This is a genomic window from Curtobacterium poinsettiae, assembly GCF_025677645.1.
Classification (GTDB): Bacteria; Actinomycetota; Actinomycetes; order Actinomycetales; family Microbacteriaceae; genus Curtobacterium; species Curtobacterium poinsettiae_A.
In genome coordinates this window covers 1,110,754-1,130,357 of sequence record NZ_CP106879.1, presented here as the reverse complement: position 1 = coordinate 1,130,357, position 19,604 = coordinate 1,110,754, and the positions used below count along the sequence as shown (strand labels likewise).

Genomic DNA, 19,604 nt, shown 5'->3' with positions numbered 1-19,604 from the left:
CAGCTGCGCCAGGTCGAAGAGCCCCTTCGTGTCCTTCGTCACTTTCCCACCGAGGTACGGCACCCCGAGATCGGCGGACCAGAGGTAACCCGCGATCCACGTCGACAGCTGATGGCCGAGATCGGGGTACGGATCGATGCGCACGCGGAGTCCCAGCAAGTTTCGCGGAGGTGTCCAGTCCCCGGGCGCAGTTCGGCCATCGCTCTTCCTGCGGAGGTCCTTGGCGTTCTTACCCCGCTCGATCCGAAGCGAAGCACGCAAGGGGAACGTACTGATCGGTCCGATCCTCACGGCCGTCCTCCCGTCGTCCGTCGCCAGACTGCGCGGGCGTCCGCTGGGTCGATCCAGCGGGTGCGCCAGTTCAGCATCTGGACCATGAGATCGTCCTGCCGAAGGTACTCGTCAGCGAAGCTACGGCCCGCGGCGATCGCGTCGAGGCGGTCGTTCGTGGTGGTCTCGGCCAGCACCTGCTCGATGGAATCGATGAGGGCCTCCGGCGTCCGTCCGCGCAACAGGAACCGGCTGCTGCTCGCGGGGAAGACATCGTCGTACCCGGGGTGTTCGGTCGTCGCATGGATCGACCCTGCAGCCAACGAGATGGGCAACCTGTTCGAGAAGTAGGACGCTTCGCCCGCGAAGTGGTCCCAGTTGGCGCTGACCCAGCCTGAGGTGATGGCCTCGTCTTGCGCTTCGAAGGGCACGGGCCCCTTGGCCGTCGTTCCGTCCCAGCCTCTCCCGAAGACAGCGAGCCGGTCTCCGAAATGCTGCTGCATCAACCCGACGAATCGAATGCGTTCCCGCCAGTCCGGCAGACCTCGGAGCCGAGGACGATTCCGGTTGGCGACGATGACGACGTCGTACGGGCGGTCCTTCCGGATCGGTCGGTCGAAGTTGGCGCTCCTCGTCGGTTCGTAGGCCGAAGGGATCCAGCGGACGTCCGCGCTCCCCGCCCTGCGGAAGTTCTCGCTGAACCCGCTGCTCCCCACGGTGAAGACGACGTCCGCGGCCCTGCCTGCAGCCTTCGCTTCGGGAGGGATCGGATGGAGGTACCTCGAGTACGGATCAGCCTCGTGGTAGATGAAATCACCGGGACAGGCTGCGCGCAGGGCCGCGAAGTGCTGCCGACGCAGCCCGGTGTGTCCGAGGTGCTGCATGAGCAGGATGTCCGGGCGGAACTCCGACACCCGTCGCACGAGCTCCTCACGGTGACGCTCGGCATCTCCACCGTTCCGGATCGCGTCCAGGACGCTGAAGGTCGCCAGTGAAGCGACGCGACCGGCCCGGACCAGCGCTTCCAGCGGATCACGGAAGCCGAGCTGGCGGAAACCGCCGAACTCGTTCGGCACGTAGAAGATCCGTGGCGACGATTCAGACATCGGGTGCACCTGCCGCCTTGTCAGTGGCGAGCCGGACACCCCGTCGCCGCAAGGCATCCCAGTGCGCGCTCAGTTCTCCTTCGCGGAAGCGAGGCCTGAGGACCTTCGCCGGGTTGCCGGCGACGACCGTGTTCGCCTCGACGTCCTGCGTGACGACTGCGCCGGCCGCGATGACGGAGCTGTCCCCGACCGTGACGCCGGACAAGATGATCGCTCCGAACCCGATCCAGACGTCACTTCCGATCGTCGTGACGGCGCTGAGCATCGGAGTATCACCCACCCAAGGACTCGCGGTGATGGGGACACCCACGACGGTCATGTCGTGATCACGTCGCCCGATGATGGCCGCCCGATTGGCGATGAGGACCGCGTCGCCGATGCTGCCGTCGACTTCGATACGGACGTCGGACCCGAGATGGACATCTGAGCCAATGGTCAGCGACGTCGGCGCCCAGAGACGAACGCGTGCGCCGTAGCGCAGGCCGCGCTCGCACGACACGGTCGTCGGCAGCGCCCGGAACCACCGCCGCCGCCGGATGCGTGTCAGCACTCCTCGGATCACGTGGCAGCCCTTCTTCGTCGTCTGATGGTGGTGGCTCGGTACACCGCCGTGTACTCGGCGACTCCCCTGGCGGCATGGAAGTCGATCGTCGGAGCGCCACTCGCCAAGGCTCCTGCTCGGAGACGTTCGCTCCACTTCGCCGGTTCTCGTTCGGCAAGTGCGACGACACCACTCTGCCCCAGGGCCCACCGCAGCCCCGGAACGTCCGAAACGATCGCGGGCAGGCCGACGACCAACGCTTCAGCAAGCGCAACAGGCATGCCTTCGTGACGGCTGGGCATCGCGAACACACGCCCAGCGACGAGCGCTGCTCCCGGATCACCAACCCCACGAGCGGCGAGGAGTCCTGCTCGCTCGAGTCGTTCGAGGAGTTCCCCTTCGACGGACCCGGCGTCGACTTCGGAGCCGACGTGGGCGACGCGGAGGTTCCCGAGGAGGGCTGCCTCGAGCACCACTTCGTGGTTCTTGATGCTCGAGCAGTTCCCGACGATGACGATCGGGGCCGAGGGCGCCACCACCGCTTCGGCACGCTGCCTCGCCAGATCGAAGAACCGGTCCTCCACCCAGTTGTAGATCACCTGGGGGCGACGGCCGAAGCGCATCTCATTTCCCGCCACGTCAGGGCTCGGAGCGATCAGAGCGCTGACCAACCGGTCAGCGACGAGCGCCTGCACGGCACGACGTACAAACCATCGACCGCGCGCGTCGAACACGTTGTGGATGGTCCTCACAACGGGCAGTCTCCGATCCAACCTCCGGAAAGCGAGCACTGTCTGCAAGTACCGGCCCTCGGTGTGGATGTGCACGACATCCGGTTCGGCCTCGACGAGGAGCCGCCGCAGTACCTCGCGCCCAGCGGCCGTGTGCAACGCGCGGTTGGTGGTGGTCACCGAGTAGCCAGCGTCCCGGATCGCGCCCTCGAACGGGTGCTGCTGGCCCACGCCGAGGACATGACCGTCAACGCCCGCCGCTTGGAACTCCTGTGCTCCGGAGACGAGCATCCGTTCCATGCCACTCGGTTTCAGTTCCCCGAGGACGTGCAAGACCCGAATCCCGGGCTTCACCGGTGCACCTCAATCCGCCGGGAGCCGGGCAGCGCGGGGATCTGTGTGGAGATTGCCTCGGGGAAGTCTCGATCGAGGAATGCCAGCGCGAGGGGCAGACACGTCCACCACTGCCACGAGTACGTCCATCCGTAGACGAGGAAGCACACGAGCACGGCGGTCAGGAACACGTCACGGTTGGCCCTGAACCCAGCGAAGAACCGGGGCAGAAAAATGACCAACATCGCGCCGAGCCCGATCAGCCCCTCTCGCAGGTACACGGTGACGTACCAATTGTGTGGGGCGAAGACCACCCACCGGCCGACGCCCTCGAACCTGCCGAAACCGTGACCGAAGGGTGCTCCGAACAAGACAGTCAGCACACCCTCGCCCACCGATTGCACAATGAGACCGATCCAGCTCGTGAGTCGCGCGGAATACGTCCCGGTGTTCGATGCTGAGCCGGCGAACTCAGCCACGATGCTGCTCGTCGACGACTGAACCGCCGACACCAGGACGCCCCCGACCAGGAGCGCCCCGAAGAGCAGCACGAGCTTCTGGCGAAGCGCACGAGGTCCACGGACCAGGAGGACGATTGCGACTGCGAGGGCTGTCAACCAGACAGTCCGCTGCTGACTGACGATCACGAACACCATGAACAAGCCGAACAACCAGACCCAGCGCGTTTGCGCATTGCGCTGCCAGAGCCGCAGAGCAAGAACCGCACAGAGCGTGAGGAGCAGGGCTTGGCCCGAGACCAGCGGCCGGCCCGTCTGGCTGAGTTCTCCGCTGACGAGAACGAAGTCTGCGGTCCCGCCCAACCCGTACCGCGCGACGTGGTACAGGCCCACGACGCACAGTCCGACACCTTGCACGATGACGAGGAACTTCTCCGCGTAGACGACCTCCGATCGAGGCCACGGACGCGTCACCGCCCAGAACAAGATGCCGAGGACGTACAAGAAGCCACGTGCTTCGTTCACGGCGACGCCGAGGCCGAAGGTCGCGATCCCCTGAACGAGCGAGATCGCTAGCAGTGCGACGAGCACCGCACCAGCGATGACAGCAACAGGTGGGAAACGCCGGACCACCGCCCGAGCGTCCAGGAGTCCCGCGACGATCAGGCTCACTGCAAGCCCGTCGCCGAGGGTGATGGTCGTGCCACCGAAGGTGCCGATCGTTCCGAAGTTCGGGTACTCCCATGCCGTCACTGCGTACAAGGACGCGACCCAGTAGACGACGCGCGGCTGCATCCGCACCAGCCCGATGGCGAGGACCATGAAGATGATCGCCACGACGAGGAAGAGCAAGGTCGTCATCGGTTCACCCCTCCGACGCGCAATGTCCGACGGAGGGCCCGAATCCACCAGAGCGCGTAGGACGCTGTGTAGAAGAACCACCACGACCGTGCACTATGCCGGCGCAGGTAACGCCGCAGCGAGCGCGGATTGCCCGCCCCTTTTTGACTGATGAACGAGCGCCAGGCGGTGATCAGTGATCGATGCGAGACGGTCGGGTTCCGGCTGCAGTAACCGACCGTGCCCCCGGTCACCCAGATCGGCACGCCTGTCGAGGTCGCCCGCATCCCGTAATCCACATCCGCGTAGGCGTGACTGAATCCTCCGTCGATCGATCCGACTGCCCGAGCGACATGGACCGGTAGGAGCACGACGTTGCCGTTGAACGCGTCGACTCGCTTCGCTTCCTCGACGAGTTCTGACGGCTCGACGAGATCGAAGGAGAGCGGGTGGATTCCCGCGCGCCGGAGACCTCCGTACGTCAGCTCGCCCGAAACTGCGTCGACGGTGCTCCCGATGAGGATGCCCCCCGGCAGGCGAGATGCCGCTTCGAACAATGCCCGGAGCCCCGAGCGCTCGAGCTGGACATCGTCGTTGAACCAGAGCAACCAGTCGTCGTCCCGCACGTCATCGCGTGCCAGCACTGCTGCTTCAGCAGTGGCCATGGACAGCGCCCAGAAAGCGGAACCGTCACCTTGGAGCACCGTCAGCTCATCCACGGCGGCGGTGGCTTGCTCGATGGTGTCGTCTGACGAACCGTCGTCGAACAACGTCACGTCGTACTCGACACCCGCACCGGAGGCTGCCTCGTGGAGGGACTGCAACGCGTTCCAGGTGGTCTCAGCGCGGTTGTGGCTGGCCACGATCACGTGCAACTTACTCATCGTCGTCCCTGATCGCTTCCTTCAGACCGCCGTGGAAATACTGCGCCATGTTCTCGATGGAGTACTTCTGAGATGCCTGGCGGCAGCTGTCTTGCATCGTCGCAAGCGCCTGCCGATCGCGAAGGAGCATCACGACAGAGTGGGCGGCGGCGTCGACACCATCGGACACAACGCAGGTCCTGCCGGGTTCGAGGTACCCGAACTCCGGCCCGTGCAGGGAGGAGGCGAGTGTGACGATCGGCCGGCCTGCTGCAAGGCTGTCGATGGCTGTCAAGCCGACTCGACCTGGAAGCAGGAGCAACTCGCTTTCGCGGAGCATCGACGCTTTCGCGCGTCCTGACACGGGGCCACGATAGTCGAGCCACGGAAGTCGGTCAGCGGCGGACTGGACCACACCTCGAAGCCGTCCGTCGCCCCCAACCGCCAGGCGGAAGGCAGGATCCGCACGGTGTACGCCCTCTCCGATCGCGATCAGTTCGGATATCTTCTTGCTGGCGTCGAGGCCGCCGATGAAGCACACCTGGTGCGCCGACGTCGCCGTGTGGACGGATCGGAGGTCCTCCTGCAGCTGCCCCACGTCGATGCTGTTGTACAGGGTCGTGGTACGCCGTGGATCCCTACCGATCTCGGCTGCCCACTCGGCACCGGAAGGTGTGTACGCAAAGAACCAGGCGGCCTTCCGCGTGATCAGGCGGCTGTACAGGCGTTCGAAGCGGGACGGCACCTTCACCACGTCAGCACCGTGACCCCAAAGCGCTGTCTTCCGCGCGGTGCGGGGCCAGAGGAGCAACAGTGGGACATCGAGATTCCGTCGGGCCTGCTCCACGACGATGAGGTCCGCTCGCCAGACGTCGCGAGGCAGAGCGCGGATGGTCAGTCGCTTGCCGAGCAACCTCAGCTCTCGCTGCCGGATCTTTCGCAACCACGGGCGGTTGCGAACGCCGTCTCGTCGTTGTGCGAGAGTGCCAGCTGGTTCTCCCGCGAAGACGGTGAGCTCATCGCCCTCCGCAGCCAGCACCTCCGCCAACCTGTCGAAGAGCGGCGCACGGTAAGCCGGAACGTACTCCTGCACGATCGCGAATCGTCGACCCGCCACGTCACACTCCTCGCTCGAGGAGCGCGATCCAAGCGGCGCTGTACTGGGCGAGTCCGAAGCGCTCACGCGAGGTTGCGAGGGCTCCGGCTGCGAGGCGTTCGCGATCACGCTGTGACGACAGGAGCTCCCGACACCGTTCGGACGCCGCCTCCCAGTCACCCAAACCGACGAGGAATCCGTTCTCGCCATCTTCGATGACATCGCGGAGGCCTCCGACGTCGTAGGCGACGACCGGAACACCCAACCGCATCGCTTCCAACACGGTCAACGGTTGTGCCTCGTAGCGGTAGGTGCTGGGAAACACGAGCACGGCTGCTGTCGAGAGCACATCGTCACGGTCCTCGTCGAACAGAGCACCCGTGAAGTTCACTCGATCGCGAACGTGCGGGTCGAGGAGCGCGCGGAGACCGTCGAGGTACTCGTCCGACGAAGCACGCCCGATCACGACCGCGCGCGATGCCGGTGTGCTGTTCAGGCATCGGTTCGCGATGCGCATGAAGTCCTCCGCGCCCTTGCCGGGGATGAGGTTCGACAGGAAGACGATTGACGGTGCGTCGGCCACGGGTGTGGCGTTCCGCTCCCGCTCCGGCACGGCGTTGGGGACCGTGCGGATCGAGTCGTTGAACCGCGATACGTCTGCGACCATCGACTCTCCGAGGACGACCACGGACACAGCACCGCCGAGGAGGAGAGCGACCCCGCGGCGTTGCCCTGCGCCCCGATCGGCGAGTTCCTGGTACCCCGACGTGTGCACGTACGCGATGTAGGGACGGCGTAGCACCTGGAGTGTTGCACTCATCATCACGTCGACCCAGAACGATGGCGGCCGGTTGGTGGTGAAGAACACCACCGCCGCACCTCTGTTGCGTCGGAGTGCGTTCCCGAGTCGGAACAGGAGCGAGAAAGCGCTGAGGACCTTCCTGAGGCTCATCCCGCCGATCTCGTCGACTGACTTGCTGAAACGCCGATCCACGAGGACCGCCCGCAGACCGGCATGGTGAAGTGCTTCCAGGAACGTCCTCGTCATGATGGTTGATCCGTGCACCGGTGGAGGAAGCTGACTGATCACGACAACGTCCGCGCCTGCCTCAGCCACGTCGTCTCCGAAGGGCGAGGAGCAAGAACCGCACGTTGCCCAGCAAGTACCGTCGCCAGAGGCGTCGTGGCTCGCGGAAGAGCCGGTACAACCATTCCAGGCCCGTGCGGCGCCACAGTCTCGGAGCTTCGACAACGTCTCCGGACACGAAGTTGAAGGCGGCTCCCACCGCCAACACGACCGCGGGGTGCCGCTCGGCGAGTCTCTGGACCTCGTAGTCCTGCTTGGGAGTCCCGATTCCGACCCACAGCATGTTCGCCCCCGACTCCCGGATCAACGAGTCAATCGTTTCCCGATCGCTTGCTTCGAAGTCGGTGAACGGGGGGCTGAACGACCCCACCACCACTGCGTCGGGATAGTCCCGCGCGATTGCCTGTTCAAGACGGGCCAGCGAGGCATCACTTCCGCCGAGAAGGAAGTGTCGGATACCGTGCGACGGGTTCGACGAAAGCAGTTCACGGAACGCATCTGGCCCGCGCAGATGTGCCACCTGGCCACTCGTCCGACGGGCGATCCAAGCGAGGGGCGTCCCATCGGCGATGTTCAGCCCGTCCGACTGGAACACGCGCAAGTAGCGCTCATCAGCGGTCAGCGAGACGGTGTACGCGTTGACGAAATGGACCGGCACTCCCGCATCGTCCAGGTGATCGGCGATCAGCCTCAGCTCGTCGAGGATCTTCGAGCCAGGTATGGCGACCAGTGGTACGCCCGCCGCACGCACCGTGGGAAGAGCCAGCAGGGTGTCGCGGGGACTGGCTTTGTCCCCGCCGTCGGGCAGGACATCGCGGTGAGTAACCATCAGTACGCACCCCGGCTGTTGGCGATTGCCTTGAAGGTCTTCCAGAGGATGAGGAGGTCGGCCACGATCGACCAGTTCTCCACGTAGTACAGATCGAGCCGCACCGAATCCTCCCACGACAGGTCGGACCGACCGCTCACCTGCCACAGGCCGGTCATGCCGGGCTTCACCAGGAACCGACGGTGGACGTGTGTGTCGTAGCGGGCGACCTCGCGAGCCAGCGGCGGCCGGGGTCCGACGAGCGACATGCTGCCGGCCAGGACGTTGAACAGCTGCGGCACCTCGTCCAGGCTGTAGCGGCGCATGAACCCGCCGACCCGGGTGACCCGGGGGTCGTTCCGCATCTTGAACAGCACGTCGTTGCCCTCGGCCCGGTCGAGAGCGCTGAGCTCCTGCAGGCGTTCCTCGGCGTCGACGACCATCGATCGGAACTTGATCATCCGGAAGGTGCTGCCGTTCAGGCCGACGCGCTCCTGCCGGAAGAAGACCGGACCGGTCGAGGTGGTCTTCACCAGCACGGCGAGCACGAGCAGCAGCGGCGACAGGACGACGACGAGCAGCGCGGCACCGATCAGGTCGAAGGCCCGCTTCGTGTAGAGCTTGCGCCCCGAGTACGTCGGCGTCTCGACATGGATGAGCGGCAGGCCCTGCACCGGCCGGGTGTGGATGCGGGGACCACCGATGTCGGTCAGGCTCGGCGCGACCACCAGGTGCTGCCGGCCCGGCTCGAGCGACCAGCTGAGTTCGCGGACGCGCTCCGGCGGCAGGTCGTCGGAGCTGGTGATCACGACCGTGTCGGCACCGGTCTCGCGCAGCGCGGAGCCGACGTCGTCGAAGCCGCCGTGGCTCTGGATGGTCGAACCCGTCAGCAGACCGCGGTGGTTCGTCGACACGACCGCCCCGACCACGCGGTAGCCGGCTTCGGGGGAACGCGCGAGTTCGCGGCCGATGTGCAGCACGCTGGCCGGTGACCCGACGAGCAGCACGGTCGCCGAGTAGGCGCCCTGCTGACGCTGGGCGACCAGCCACTGGCGCCAGATCCACCGCGACAGCAGGAGGACGAGGATCCCGATCGGGAACGCGATGAGCACGTAGCCACGGGCCAGGTCGACGTGCAACAGGAACGCTGCGATCGCGAGCAGGCCGAACACGCGGACGCTGGAGTCTGCGACCAGGCGGTACTCGGTGCTGCCGACACCGATCACCCGCGCACCGCGGGTGTCGTACAGGGCGAGCGCGCTCATCCACACGACGATCACGACGATGGAGATCGCGGAGTAGCTCAGCCGCAGGTCGGCGGTGTTGGTCGCCAGGTTCGACTCGAGTCCGAGCCAGGCGATCTGCACACCGAAGACGACCCAGATCAGCGCCAGCAGGTCGGTGAAGAGCACGCGGCGCGAGTACGTGCGGCTCCACTCGTCGGTGGCGCCCACGGCGCGCGGTGCGCGGAGCGCGTCCGCTGTCACGAGGACGACCCGGTCACCACGTCGCGCCACCGTCCGACGAGACCCGGACGGTCGTGCCGTCCCACAGCCACACGTCCTGCCCGGCACGGTCGATGGTGACCGTGTCGTCGGTGTCCGCGCCGTCGGCACAGCCGATCGGCGTGGTCGACGACGAGGGCGTCACGTCCGACGCGGACATGGTCTCGATCTGCACGCCGTCGCAGGCTGCTGCGCCGACCCGGGCGAGGGTGTAGTTGCCACCGTCGACGCCGATCGAACGGATGCCGCCCATCGGCACGTCGACCCACGCGGCATCGCCGGTGCGCCACTCGAGCTGGCCGTCGCAGATGACGACCGCGGTCTGCTCCCCCTGGAACGCGTCGATCGGGTCGGCGCACGGCGCCTGCTCCGTCCCGCTCGCGAGCACGACGCCGTCGGTGCTGATGCCGGCGCCGGCGGCGCCGGGCGCCCCGGCTTCCCACGTCACGCCGGCGTCGGTGCTGGTCCGCGCCGTCGTGGTGCAGTCGTCGCCGACGCCCGCCAAGATCGAGAGCTCCGCGCTGGAGGCCCGGATCGCCATGAGCGATCCGACATCCGTCCCGAGTCCCACCGGGACCCACGTCGCCCCGCCGTCCACGGAGTGTTCCAGTACCGGCCGCGGGCCGCCGCACGACCCGCCGGACGCGCGCCACGCCTCCTGGCCGTCGACCGCTGCCAACAGGCGGCGACCCTGCTGCTTGGTCGCAGCGGCGTCTGCGTCGGCAGACGCGCTCGGTCGCGGTGTCTCGCGCCGGTCCGGCGTCCCCGAGAAGGTGGGGATGGGGCCGGCGGGTCCGTTCTCCTCGGGGGCCGTGCGGCCCAGGGCGAGCGCCACGAGCACGACGTCGACGACGATCAGCGCCACCACCACCACGGCGACCAGGATGAGCGTGGTCCGGGGCAGTGCGCGGCCGAGGCTTCGGGTCCCCCGGCGAGTCTTCATGTGGGTGTCCCCGTTCAGCGTCCGGCGCGGCGGAGCACGCCGAGCTTCTTGCCGACCCGCTTCGGCGGGTTGACCGTCGGGGTCGTGTCCTCGTCCTGACCGTAGCCGTACCCGTAGCCGTAGCGTCCGTAGCCGTAGGCGCCGGGGCCCTTGAGCGGCATCTTCGTGATGACGAAGCCGGAGATCGGGGCGCCGACGTTCTCGAGCGTCGCGACGGCGGCGGCCAGCTGGCCCTTCAGCGTCTGTCCCGAGGCGACCGCGACGATCGCGCCGGAGGCCTTCTTGGCCAGGATCGCCGCGTCGGTGACGGGCAGCAGCGGCGGGGCGTCGAACAGCACGTAGTCGAACTGCTGCTCGAGCCGTTCGATCAGGTCCTGCATGGCGCGGGACCCGAGCAGCTCGGACGGGTTCGGCGGGATCGGTCCGGCGGGCAGGACGACGAGCTTGCCGCGACCCCACGGGTGGGCGACGTCCTCCAGGTCGGCGCGGCCGATGAGCACGTCCGTCAGACCGGCGTTGCCCTCGACGTCCATGTACTCGGCGACGCGGGGGCGACGCAGGTCGGCGTCGATCAGGATGACCCGGAACCCGGCGCTGTCCAGGGCGATCGCCAGGTTCGCGACGGTGGTGCTCTTGCCCTCGGACTGCATCGACGACGTCATGACGAAGGTGCGGGCACCGCTGCCGATGTCGAGGAACTGCAGGTTGGTGCGGAGCGTGCGGAACGACTCGGCACGGGGGCTGCGCGGGTCGACCTGCACGATGAGCGGGCGTTCGGCGGCCTTGGCGTCGAAGGCGATCCCACCCACGACCGGCTTGTCGCTGATCTTCTCGACGTCGAGCTCGGTGCGCACCCGGTTGTCCAGGGTCTCGCGCAGCACGGCGATGCCGACGCCCAGCGCGAGGCCGACGAGCAGCCCGAGCGCGACGTTGACGGGCACGTTCGGGCTGACGGGGACGCTCGGCACGTCGGCCTGCTTCACGCGGGTGAGCTTGACCGTGCTCTTGCCGCTCGCGTCGGTGGCCTCGATGTCCTGCACGACGTTGGTCAGGCTCTGCGAGGTCGCGTTCGCGATGTCGGCGGCCTGCACCGGGTCGGTGCCCTCCACCGAGATGGAGATGAGGGTGGTGCTCGTCGGTGCCGTCGCCGACACCATCGTCGCGAGCTGGTCGGCGTTCATGTCGAGCCCGAGGGACGAGATGACCGGCAGCAGCACGATCGGCGTCGACACCAGGTTCGAGTAGGTCAGCACCCGCTGCTGGGTGAACGTGTTGCCCTGGGCCAGGTCGCTCGCGCTGCCGGACGTCTCCGTGGAGACGAAGACCTGCGCCGATGCCGAGTAGACCGGCTTCTTCAGCAGGGAGAACCCTGCGGCTGCGGCCACTCCCACCAGGGCGAGTACGACGATCAGTACCCATCCCTTGCGGAGCACCGTGATGTAGTCGCGGAGTTCCACGCCTTTGCCTTCCCCGATCATGGCCGTCCCCCGTGGTCCCGACACAGGCGCGCCGGGGTACTCCCAGTGCACGGCATACAAATAGTGCCACAGGAACGAGCACTCCTCGGGGGAAGTCGCCATCCGGCGCGCGGTGTCCTCTACGGTGGCCCCATGCGCTCCGAGTCGGCCACGCCCACCACCGAGCCCAGCGTGCGGCGGCAGCGGGACCTCGTCGTCATCCTCGTCGCACTCGGCGTCGCCGTGATCCTGACCCGGATCGTCGGACAGGTCACCCGGACTGGGGGCATCCCCTCGCCGGTCCTGCAGGTGCTCGCCGCGGACGCCGCCGTGTGGGTGCCGCTCGTCGTCGCGGCCGCCGTGGTGCTCCGTCGGACCCCGCGTGCGGCGATGGTGTCGCGGCTCCGGCTCGACCTGGGGATCGTCGTCTTCGCGATCGGCATCGTGATCGTGTGCCGCGCGGTGGACGTCTTCATGTCGATCGCGTTCACCGGGTCGACCGGGCTGGTCCCCGCACCGTCCCTCGGCACGCCCGACGTCGGGCTGCTGCTCGTGTCGGCGATCGGCATCGTCGTCGTCAGCCCGGTGCTCGAGGAAGTGGTGTTCCGCGGGCTGTTCCAGCGCCGGCTCGCCGCCGAGCTCACGCCCCGCACCCGGTTCCTGGCGGTGGTGGTCACGGCGTTCCTGTTCGCGCTGCTCCACCTGCTGCTCGGCGCTGGTGGCACGTTGCTCGGCGGCTTCCAGGTGTTCGTGACGACGTTCCTGCTCGGCCTGCTCACCGGCACGCTCGTCGCGATGACCGACCGCATCGGCGGCGCGATCCTGGCGCACGTGCTGTTCAACGCGGTCGCGGTCGTCGCCACCTGGCCGCGCTGAGCGGTCACGAGCCCACCCCCAGATCGAGGCGACGACGGACTTCCGCAGGCTCGGACCACTAACCTGCACTGAGCATGACTCGCCCAACCAGCATCGTCGAATCACCCCTCGTCCGTCAGGCTCCGATCAGTGGCCTGCTGGTGGTGTCGGCTGTGCTCACGGTGGTCGTGCCGACGCTCGAGATCACCTCGGCGGAGCTCTTCCTCGCGAGCCTGATCGGTACGGCGGTCGCCACGGTGATGAGCGCGGTCCCCCTCGTCCTGCCCCGCGCCGGAGCGCTCGTGCCGGTGTTGCTGTGCCTGGACTTCGTGACCATCGCGCTGCTGCGCACCGGGACCGGCTCCGGCGCGTCGGTCTTCACCTCGCTCGTGGTGCTGCCCGTCGTCTGGTGGTCGTCGCTCGACGGCCGCCGCAACGTGGTCTTCTCGCTCCTGGGCGTCGCCGCCGTCATCCTCGCCCCCTACGTCCTGACGCCGGACGACGCCCCCGCGGTGAGCGAGCTCGCTCGGCTGACGATCACGGTCGCGGTGTTCGGCACGGTCGCGGTGGTGGTGCACGAGCTCTCGAGACGCGCACGCCGGAGCGTCCGGGTCGCGCAGGACCGCGAGGGCAAGGTCCGCGCCGAGATCGACCGGGCCGCCGCGGTGCAACGATCGCTGCTCCCGACGACGACCGGCCGCATCACCGAGGACGTCGTCGTCGCGGGTGCCTGCCTGCCGGCCCGGAGTGTGGGCGGCGACTTCTTCGACTGGTACCCGACCCCGACCGGTGTCGCGGTGACCCTCGGCGACGTCATGGGGAAGGGTGTCGGCGCGGGTTTGATCGCGGCCGCGGTGCGATCGACCCTGCGCAGTGCCCGGACGGTCGAGGACCCCGCCGAGGCGCTGAAGCGGGCGTCCGACGGTCTGTCCGCGGAGGGCATCGGGCCCGACCTCGCCTTCACCACGCTGTTCCACGCCCGGATCTCCGACGACGGCACGCTCCGTTGGTCGGACGCCGGGCACGGGCTGAGCTTCGTCCTGCGCGCCGACGGACACGTCGACCGGCTGCGGTCCGGTGACATGCCGCTCGGGCTCGGCATCCGCGAGGAGTGGGCGACGGCCGACGGTGCGCTCGAACCGGGTGACCTGCTCGTCTCGTTCAGCGACGGCGTGCTCGACCTGTACGACGACCTGGACGACACGATCGACTCCGTCGCGGCGATCGCGCGCGCCGGCCGCGACCCGCACGCGGTCGTCCTCGCACTGTCGGCCCGTGCCGACGAGGTGCCGCACGACGACGACGTCACGGTGATCGCGATCCGCCGGCAGCCGGTCGAGGTGGACACGGAGCGACCGCTCGCGATGCACGCGGACTGACGGCGCGGAACGAGCGCACGGCGACCGTCGAGCGGTGCGGAACGCACGGACACCTGCAGAGATTGGTACGCGCCGCCGCTCGAACCCGAATCGTGCGGCGACGCGTGCAGACGGTGAGCGTCTGCCCTCGGACGCCCTAGCGTCCTCGGTCTGTGGGGAGTGACCAGCCGGGCCACCCCGGCGGCTCAGTGGACCAGGTCGAGGTCCCAGACGGGCGGCACGTAGGCGCGGGACCAGCCCTCGCGCAGACGCGTCACGGCGCGGTCGAAGGCCTCGAGCAGGTCCATCTCCGGCCGCACCATCGACTGCAGCTGCAGTCCCTCGTAGGTCGCGAGCAACTGCTCCGATCCTCGGGCCGGCTCCATCGTCCCGGGCTCCCGCCCGAGCATCACGTCGCGCTCGAGCGCGTGCTGCACGAAGGCGTGGAAACGACGCCACCGGGCGTGCAGCATCGGCGCGAGCGGGTGCTCGGGCGACGCCGCGATGTTCAGCGTCGCCGTCAGGAACCGCATGAGCGACGGGTCGGCCACGTTCGCGGTGACGATCGCACGGAGGAACCGGATGGTGCCGTGCTGCTCGGCCAGGGGCATGAGCGGCACGGTGCGGTCCTCGTTCCACCGGTCGATCGTGGCGAGCAGCAGGCCGTCCCAGCTCGGGAACGTGCGGTCGACGACGTCGATGGACACGCCAGCCGCTGCCGCGACGACCTCGGGGGTCACCTCGTGCAGCGGCCGGGAGCGCAGCGCGGTGATCATCCCGTGGATGACCTCGCCACGGAGGGCGGTGTCGTCGAGGACGGGCATCGGCGGCGTTTCGATGTGCATTTATACACCTCACCAGCCCGACGCGCCCGTGCACAGTCCCCCGAACGGGAACGCGCGTTCCCCGGACAGTGCCACGCATGGTCTGGCGCGGTGTCCCCCCACCTGGGGGAAGATGAGCCGCCGTACAGCTTCTAGGGTGGTTTGGTTCGCACCCGAAACGAAAGATCACGTTGCCGCGCCTCCAGTTCCTCACCAGCGTCCCCTTCCTCGCCGCGGCAGCAACGCTCGCCGTCGCCGCCGGCTCAGTGCTCACCCCGAGTCCTGCCCCGACCCCGACAGGGACACCGGCTCCGGTGACAACGCCGACGGCAGCCGTCACCCCTGCTGCGCCGGAGACCGCGGTCGGCAGCACGGCCGCTGCAGCCGCAGCCCCGACGAAGTTGACGTGGACGTACGCCGGCGACTCGATCACCGAGATGCCGAAGTCGTGGATGCGGCAGCTGAAGGACTCGTCGATGACCAACGTCGGCGGCACGGCCATCGGCAGCGCGACGACGACCAAGATCCTCGCCAACACCGCCCACCACGGTGCCGACGTGCTGGTCGTCATGGCCGGCACGAACGACCTGCGCTACCAGCGCAGTTCCGCGTCCATCCTGCAGAACATCGACAAGATCGCCGCGCGGGCCGGCGCCGATCACGTCGTCATCTCGGCGATCGCGCCGTCGAACACCACGAACTACGGCAAGAGCCACATCGACCGCCGCAAGCTCGGCGAGATCCTGAACCGCGACCTGCAGAACCACGCGCTGACCCGCGGTTGGATGTTCGTCGACCCGTGGGCAGCCGACCGCCGGCTCGACGGCGGCTGGCCGTCCTCGCGCACGTACGACGGCGTCCACCCGACGGTCGCGATGTCCAAGAAGGTCTCGGTCCGGATGCAGCAGGCGATCCACATCGCCGCCGAGGGCGCCAAGGGTGCAGCGGGCTAGCACCCGTTCGTGTCGTGAGCCATACTCGCCCCATGCAGTGGGGACGGATGGCACCGGTCGTGGCACTCGTCGTGGTGCTCGGCGGCACCCTGGCGGGCTGTGGCAGCGAGAGCCGGGTGCAGTCGGTCAACGACGACGGCCTGCAGAGCACCGGGTGCACCGACTACGTCCAGCTGGGGACGCCGGCCGAACGCCGCGACGCAGCTGAGCTCGTCGTCGACGCCGACGTCACCAAGACCGACCGCACCGTGGAACCGCAGGGCATCTACCGGGTGTACGAGGCGACGGTCACCGACGTCACGAAGGGCGATGCCGCCGCCCCCGGCGACACGATCCAGGTCATCAGCACCTCGGACCAGTGCGAGACGAGCGGCGAACCGGTCGAGTACCTCTCGGGCGACCCCCTCGCCGACGAGGGCACCTTCCGCCTGTACCTCTCCCACGACGGAGACGACGACGTCTGGCAGCTCGTCGTCCCCGGCGCCGCCGAGCCGCAGCCCGCCGGCTGACGCCGCGGCTCGCGGACCAACACCGCTACGGCTGTTCCGGCACCGTCACGATCCGGTTCTGGTACGCCCACACCACGGCCTGCAGCCGCGACCGCACGCCGAGCTTCGGCAGCATCCGTGCCAGGTGCGACTTCACGGTCGACACCTCGAGCACGAGCGCAGCGGCGATCTCCTCGTTCGACATCCCCTGTGCCAGCAGCAGGAGCACCTCGCGCTCGCGGGCGGTCAGCACGCCGTCGGCCCGGTCGCCGGAGACCGGCTGCAGGCTCCGCCGTGACACGAACTCACGCAGCACCCGCCGGGTCAGGGCCTGGTCGAGCGTGCCGTTGCCGGCGGCGACCTGCCGCACGGCGTCGACGATGGTGTCCGGCTCGGCGTCCTTGAGCAGGAACCCGGAAGCACCGGCCTCGAGTGCCCCGAACACGTAGTCGTCCAGGTCGAACGTCGTCAGCATGAGCGCGGGGATCGCCGGATCGGCGTCCGGTGCGCAGAAGATCCGGGCGAGTTCGATGCCGTTCATCACCGGCATCCGGATGTCCAGGCAGGCGACGTCGGGTCGTGTCTCGCGCGCCAGCGCGAGCGCCTCGCCGCCGTCGGCGGCCACGCCGACCACCTCGATGTCCGGCTCCGCACCGAGGAGCGCGGACACCCCGGCGCGGACCAGGGGCTGGTCGTCGGCGACCAGCACGCGGATCACGCGACCACCCCGGTGCCGTCGGCGGCCTGCGTGGGTGCGGCAGGTGCCTCCCGGCCGAGCGCCAGCTCCACCAGCCATCCGCCGGTCGCGGTCGGGCCGGTCTGGAGGCGCGCCCCGACCAGGTCCGCCCGCTCGCGCATCCCCCGCAGGCCGTTGCCGCCCGAGGGAGAGGTCCCCGCTGCCGGGACGGTGGCCGGAGCGTTCTCCACCCGGATCACCACCCGGGTCGCGTCGCGGTCGTCGATGGTGACGGTGCACGGGGCGGACGGCGCGTGCAGGGCGGCGTTGGCCAGCGCCTCCTGGACGGTGCGGTAGGCGGCGAGCTGCGCGAGCGGGCCGACGCCGTCGGCCAGCGGGCGGTCCCCCGGCAGCACGTCGAGCCGGACGTCGCTGCGGAACCGGGCACGTTCGGTCAGGTCGACGATGCCGGCGACCGTCTCGACGGCGCGCTCGGCTGGGGCGTCGTCGCGGAGCAGGCCGACCAGGCGGCGCAGGTCCTCGAGCACGGCGGTGCTCTGCTCACGGACCTGGCGGGCGCCCTCGTGGGCGCGCTGCGGGTCCGCGTCGATCTGCCGGTCGATGACGGCGGCCATCAGGGCGATGCCGGACAGGTGGTGCGCGGCGATGTCGTGGAGTTCACGGGCCATCGCGGCACGTTCGCGGGACACCGCGGCGTCGACCAGGGCGTCCTGTTCACGGTTCACGGCGCTGGCCTCGGCGGTGCGGGCGACACGGACCTCGCGGCGGGACTGCACCAGCAGGGTGACCAGCAGGGGCAGGCCGACCGCGCCGATCGCCTGCAGCACGCCCTGCCCGAGCGAGCCGGCGAGGCCCGTCGAGAAGTCACCGCGGAAGGCGCCACCGGCGACGGCGGCCAGCACCGCGCTGCCGGCGGCGACGAGCGCACCGGCGAGCAGGAGCGTCGGCCACAGGCGGGCCAGCGGGACGCGGAGTGCGGCGAGGACGACCGCGACGACCACGGGCAGCGCGGTGAGGCCGAACAGGTCGGACGACTGCGGGGCGAGCGCCGCGACCACCACCGGCAGGGCGGCGACCACGATCAGCACGGTGCGCGGCGCGCGACGGGCGGCGAGGAGGGCGGCCGACTGAGCCAGCAGGCCGAGGGCCAGGACGGTCCACGCCAGGGTGAACGGTGCGGGGACACGCAGCGCCAGGGCGGCACCGTCGGGCTCGAGGGCGTCCAGGGGCGGCAGGCCGAGCAGCAGCCCGACGGCGACGACGGCCGTGCCGAGGGCGACGAAGACGTCGACGCGGCGGTCGCGCTGTGCGGGGTGGTGGGCCGGCCGCGCGGGCTGCGCTGCCGGCTCGGCCGGTGCGCGCAGCGCGTCGTGCTCAGCGGAGGCCATCGTTGGATCCTACGAGACGGGCGTCACCGGGGACCGGGGCGTCGAGGGGCAGGGCGCGTCGCGCGGGGTCGTAGCCCAGGCGGCCACGGGTCGCGATCAGGAGCACCGCGGCGGCGATCGTCGACATGATCGTCAGGCCGATCATCAGCGTGCCGGCGGTCATGCTCGGGTACATCTCGGGGAACAGCGTCGAGATCGTGTTGTTCACGCCGACGTGCAGCAGCAGGGCCAGGGGCAGGCTCTCGCGGGTCTTGTTGAAGACCTGGATCATCACGACGTTGAAGGTGATGGTGAACAGGGCGAACACGACGGGCTCGCTCCAGTGCGCGTTCGGCCAGCCGCCCCAGTCGCTGAAGTACAGCGGCATGTGCCAGAGCGCCCAGATCGGGCCGAGGATCGCGGCGGCGCCGAGGCCCCCGAAGCGGTGCTGCAGGCGGGGCAGGGCGAAGTCGCGCCAGCCGGGCTCCTCGCTCAGGCCGGTCGAGAACAGCTGGATGATCAGCCCGGGCACGAGCATGGCGAAGGCCAGGGCCGAGGGAGCCCGCACGTCACCACCGGCGAAGGGCAGCGCGGACACGACGATCAGGGCCGGCACGACGACGAGCGCCAGTGCGTACCAGTACCAGGCGACCCGCCAGCGGAACAGCCGTCCCACCCAACGGCGGAGCCCCGCGCGACCGTCGGCGACCGCCGTGACGATGAACGCGCTGCCCAACGGGCCGAGGAGCGCCCCGGGCAGGACGCCCGTGAACTGTCCGCTGCCCAGGACCTCGGGGAAGTGGATGTCCCACACGCCCATGCCGTGCGGGGACAGGATGTACGGCACCCACGCGAGCCAGCTCAGGCCGAGTGCCATGGTGAAGAAGGACACGAGCGGGTGCCGGGCGATGAGGCCGCGGACACCCCCTCGGTCACGGGCTGCGGTGCCGGCGGTGGGCCGGACTTCGGTGGTGTTCGTCATGCACACGACGCTAGGAACCAGCGCGCTCGGGGACGACCCGCT

At 69.1% G+C, this 19,604-nt stretch carries 19 protein-coding genes; 4 read left to right on the top strand and 15 right to left on the bottom strand.

All coding sequences use genetic code 11. The features are described 5' to 3' along the window. Positions 1 to 287: 287 nt before the first annotated feature. The 11 genes from OE229_RS05605 to OE229_RS05555 form a co-directional block, all read right to left on the bottom strand. A complete protein-coding gene (locus OE229_RS05605; protein WP_262136870.1) occupies positions 288 to 1,346 on the bottom strand; it encodes a CgeB family protein in 1,059 nt (352 codons plus the stop codon). A gap of 22 nt (positions 1,347 to 1,368) precedes the next feature. After that, positions 1,369 to 1,695, bottom strand: coding sequence for a DapH/DapD/GlmU-related protein (locus tag OE229_RS05600; protein ID WP_317853265.1), 327 nt, complete (start codon positions 1,693 to 1,695; stop codon positions 1,369 to 1,371). A 239-nt stretch (positions 1,696 to 1,934) separates the two neighbouring features. Beyond that, positions 1,935 to 2,948: a glycosyltransferase gene (locus OE229_RS05595; RefSeq protein ID WP_262136868.1), complete on the bottom strand. Its 1,014-nt coding sequence runs from the start codon at positions 2,946 to 2,948 to the stop codon at positions 1,935 to 1,937. Between the two features lie 50 nt (positions 2,949 to 2,998). Next, entirely contained in the window at positions 2,999 to 4,300 is a 1,302-nt protein-coding gene (locus tag OE229_RS05590) for an O-antigen ligase family protein (protein WP_262136866.1), read from the bottom strand. Next, a complete protein-coding gene (locus OE229_RS05585; RefSeq protein WP_262136865.1) occupies positions 4,297 to 5,163 on the bottom strand; it encodes a glycosyltransferase family 2 protein in 867 nt (288 codons plus the stop codon). The genes OE229_RS05590 and OE229_RS05585 overlap by 4 nt, the downstream gene beginning before the upstream one ends. Further along, positions 5,156 to 6,235 (bottom strand): glycosyltransferase family 4 protein, encoded by a 1,080-nt coding sequence (locus OE229_RS05580; protein ID WP_262136863.1) that lies wholly within the window; start codon positions 6,233 to 6,235, stop codon positions 5,156 to 5,158. The genes OE229_RS05585 and OE229_RS05580 overlap by 8 nt, the downstream gene beginning before the upstream one ends. A 25-nt stretch (positions 6,236 to 6,260) precedes the next feature. Continuing rightward, positions 6,261 to 7,286, bottom strand: coding sequence for a glycosyltransferase family 4 protein (locus OE229_RS05575; RefSeq protein ID WP_262136861.1), 1,026 nt, complete (start codon positions 7,284 to 7,286; stop codon positions 6,261 to 6,263). Between the two features lie 61 nt (positions 7,287 to 7,347). Beyond that, positions 7,348 to 8,154 carry a WecB/TagA/CpsF family glycosyltransferase gene (locus tag OE229_RS05570; RefSeq protein ID WP_262136860.1) on the bottom strand — a complete coding sequence of 269 codons (807 nt, stop codon included), beginning with the start codon at positions 8,152 to 8,154 and terminating at the stop codon, positions 7,348 to 7,350. Beyond that, positions 8,154 to 9,620, bottom strand: a complete 1,467-nt coding sequence (locus OE229_RS05565; RefSeq protein ID WP_262136858.1) for a sugar transferase — start codon at positions 9,618 to 9,620, stop codon at positions 8,154 to 8,156. Before OE229_RS05565 ends, OE229_RS05570 begins: the two co-directional genes overlap by 1 nt. 13 nt (positions 9,621 to 9,633) lie before the next feature. Then, a complete protein-coding gene (locus OE229_RS05560) occupies positions 9,634 to 10,581 on the bottom strand; it encodes a beta propeller repeat protein (protein WP_182064646.1) in 948 nt (315 codons plus the stop codon). 14 nt (positions 10,582 to 10,595) lie between these two features. Continuing rightward, positions 10,596 to 12,038: a tyrosine-protein kinase domain-containing protein gene (locus OE229_RS05555; protein WP_262136855.1), complete on the bottom strand. Its 1,443-nt coding sequence runs from the start codon at positions 12,036 to 12,038 to the stop codon at positions 10,596 to 10,598. Positions 12,039 to 12,191: 153 nt separating this feature from the next. Here OE229_RS05555 and OE229_RS05550 point away from each other — a divergent pair, with 153 nt between their 5' ends. Both OE229_RS05550 and OE229_RS05545 read left to right on the top strand, forming a co-directional pair. Next, positions 12,192 to 12,914, top strand: a complete 723-nt coding sequence (locus OE229_RS05550) for a CPBP family glutamic-type intramembrane protease (protein ID WP_262136853.1) — start codon at positions 12,192 to 12,194, stop codon at positions 12,912 to 12,914. A gap of 74 nt (positions 12,915 to 12,988) precedes the next feature. Then, positions 12,989 to 14,272, top strand: coding sequence for a PP2C family protein-serine/threonine phosphatase (locus OE229_RS05545; RefSeq protein WP_182064643.1), 1,284 nt, complete (start codon positions 12,989 to 12,991; stop codon positions 14,270 to 14,272). Between the two features lie 185 nt (positions 14,273 to 14,457). Here OE229_RS05545 and OE229_RS05540 read toward each other — a convergent pair whose 3' ends face one another. Continuing rightward, positions 14,458 to 15,096 (bottom strand): TetR/AcrR family transcriptional regulator, encoded by a 639-nt coding sequence (locus tag OE229_RS05540; protein ID WP_182064642.1) that lies wholly within the window; start codon positions 15,094 to 15,096, stop codon positions 14,458 to 14,460. A gap of 293 nt (positions 15,097 to 15,389) precedes the next feature. Between OE229_RS05540 and OE229_RS05535 the strand changes: the two genes are divergently transcribed. Together OE229_RS05535 and OE229_RS05530 are read left to right on the top strand one after the other, a co-directional pair. Then, on the top strand, positions 15,390 to 16,028 hold the full coding sequence (locus OE229_RS05535; RefSeq protein ID WP_209133057.1) for a GDSL-type esterase/lipase family protein: 639 nt from the start codon (positions 15,390 to 15,392) through the stop codon (positions 16,026 to 16,028). A 32-nt stretch (positions 16,029 to 16,060) separates the two neighbouring features. Next, positions 16,061 to 16,537 carry a hypothetical protein gene (locus OE229_RS05530; protein WP_262136851.1) on the top strand — a complete coding sequence of 159 codons (477 nt, stop codon included), beginning with the start codon at positions 16,061 to 16,063 and terminating at the stop codon, positions 16,535 to 16,537. Between the two features lie 25 nt (positions 16,538 to 16,562). Here the strand turns inward: OE229_RS05530 and OE229_RS05525 are convergent, their stop codons facing one another. Genes OE229_RS05525 through OE229_RS05515 form a run of 3 tightly spaced genes read right to left on the bottom strand, consistent with a single transcriptional unit; the run spans position 16,563 to position 19,562 of the window. Further along, on the bottom strand, positions 16,563 to 17,234 hold the full coding sequence (locus OE229_RS05525; protein ID WP_110892023.1) for a response regulator: 672 nt from the start codon (positions 17,232 to 17,234) through the stop codon (positions 16,563 to 16,565). Next, on the bottom strand, positions 17,231 to 18,601 hold the full coding sequence (locus OE229_RS05520; protein ID WP_262136850.1) for a sensor histidine kinase: 1,371 nt from the start codon (positions 18,599 to 18,601) through the stop codon (positions 17,231 to 17,233). The genes OE229_RS05525 and OE229_RS05520 overlap by 4 nt, the downstream gene beginning before the upstream one ends. Beyond that, positions 18,588 to 19,562, bottom strand: coding sequence for a CPBP family intramembrane glutamic endopeptidase (locus OE229_RS05515; RefSeq protein WP_182064637.1), 975 nt, complete (start codon positions 19,560 to 19,562; stop codon positions 18,588 to 18,590). The genes OE229_RS05520 and OE229_RS05515 overlap by 14 nt, the downstream gene beginning before the upstream one ends. Between the last annotated feature and the right edge of the window lie 42 nt (positions 19,563 to 19,604).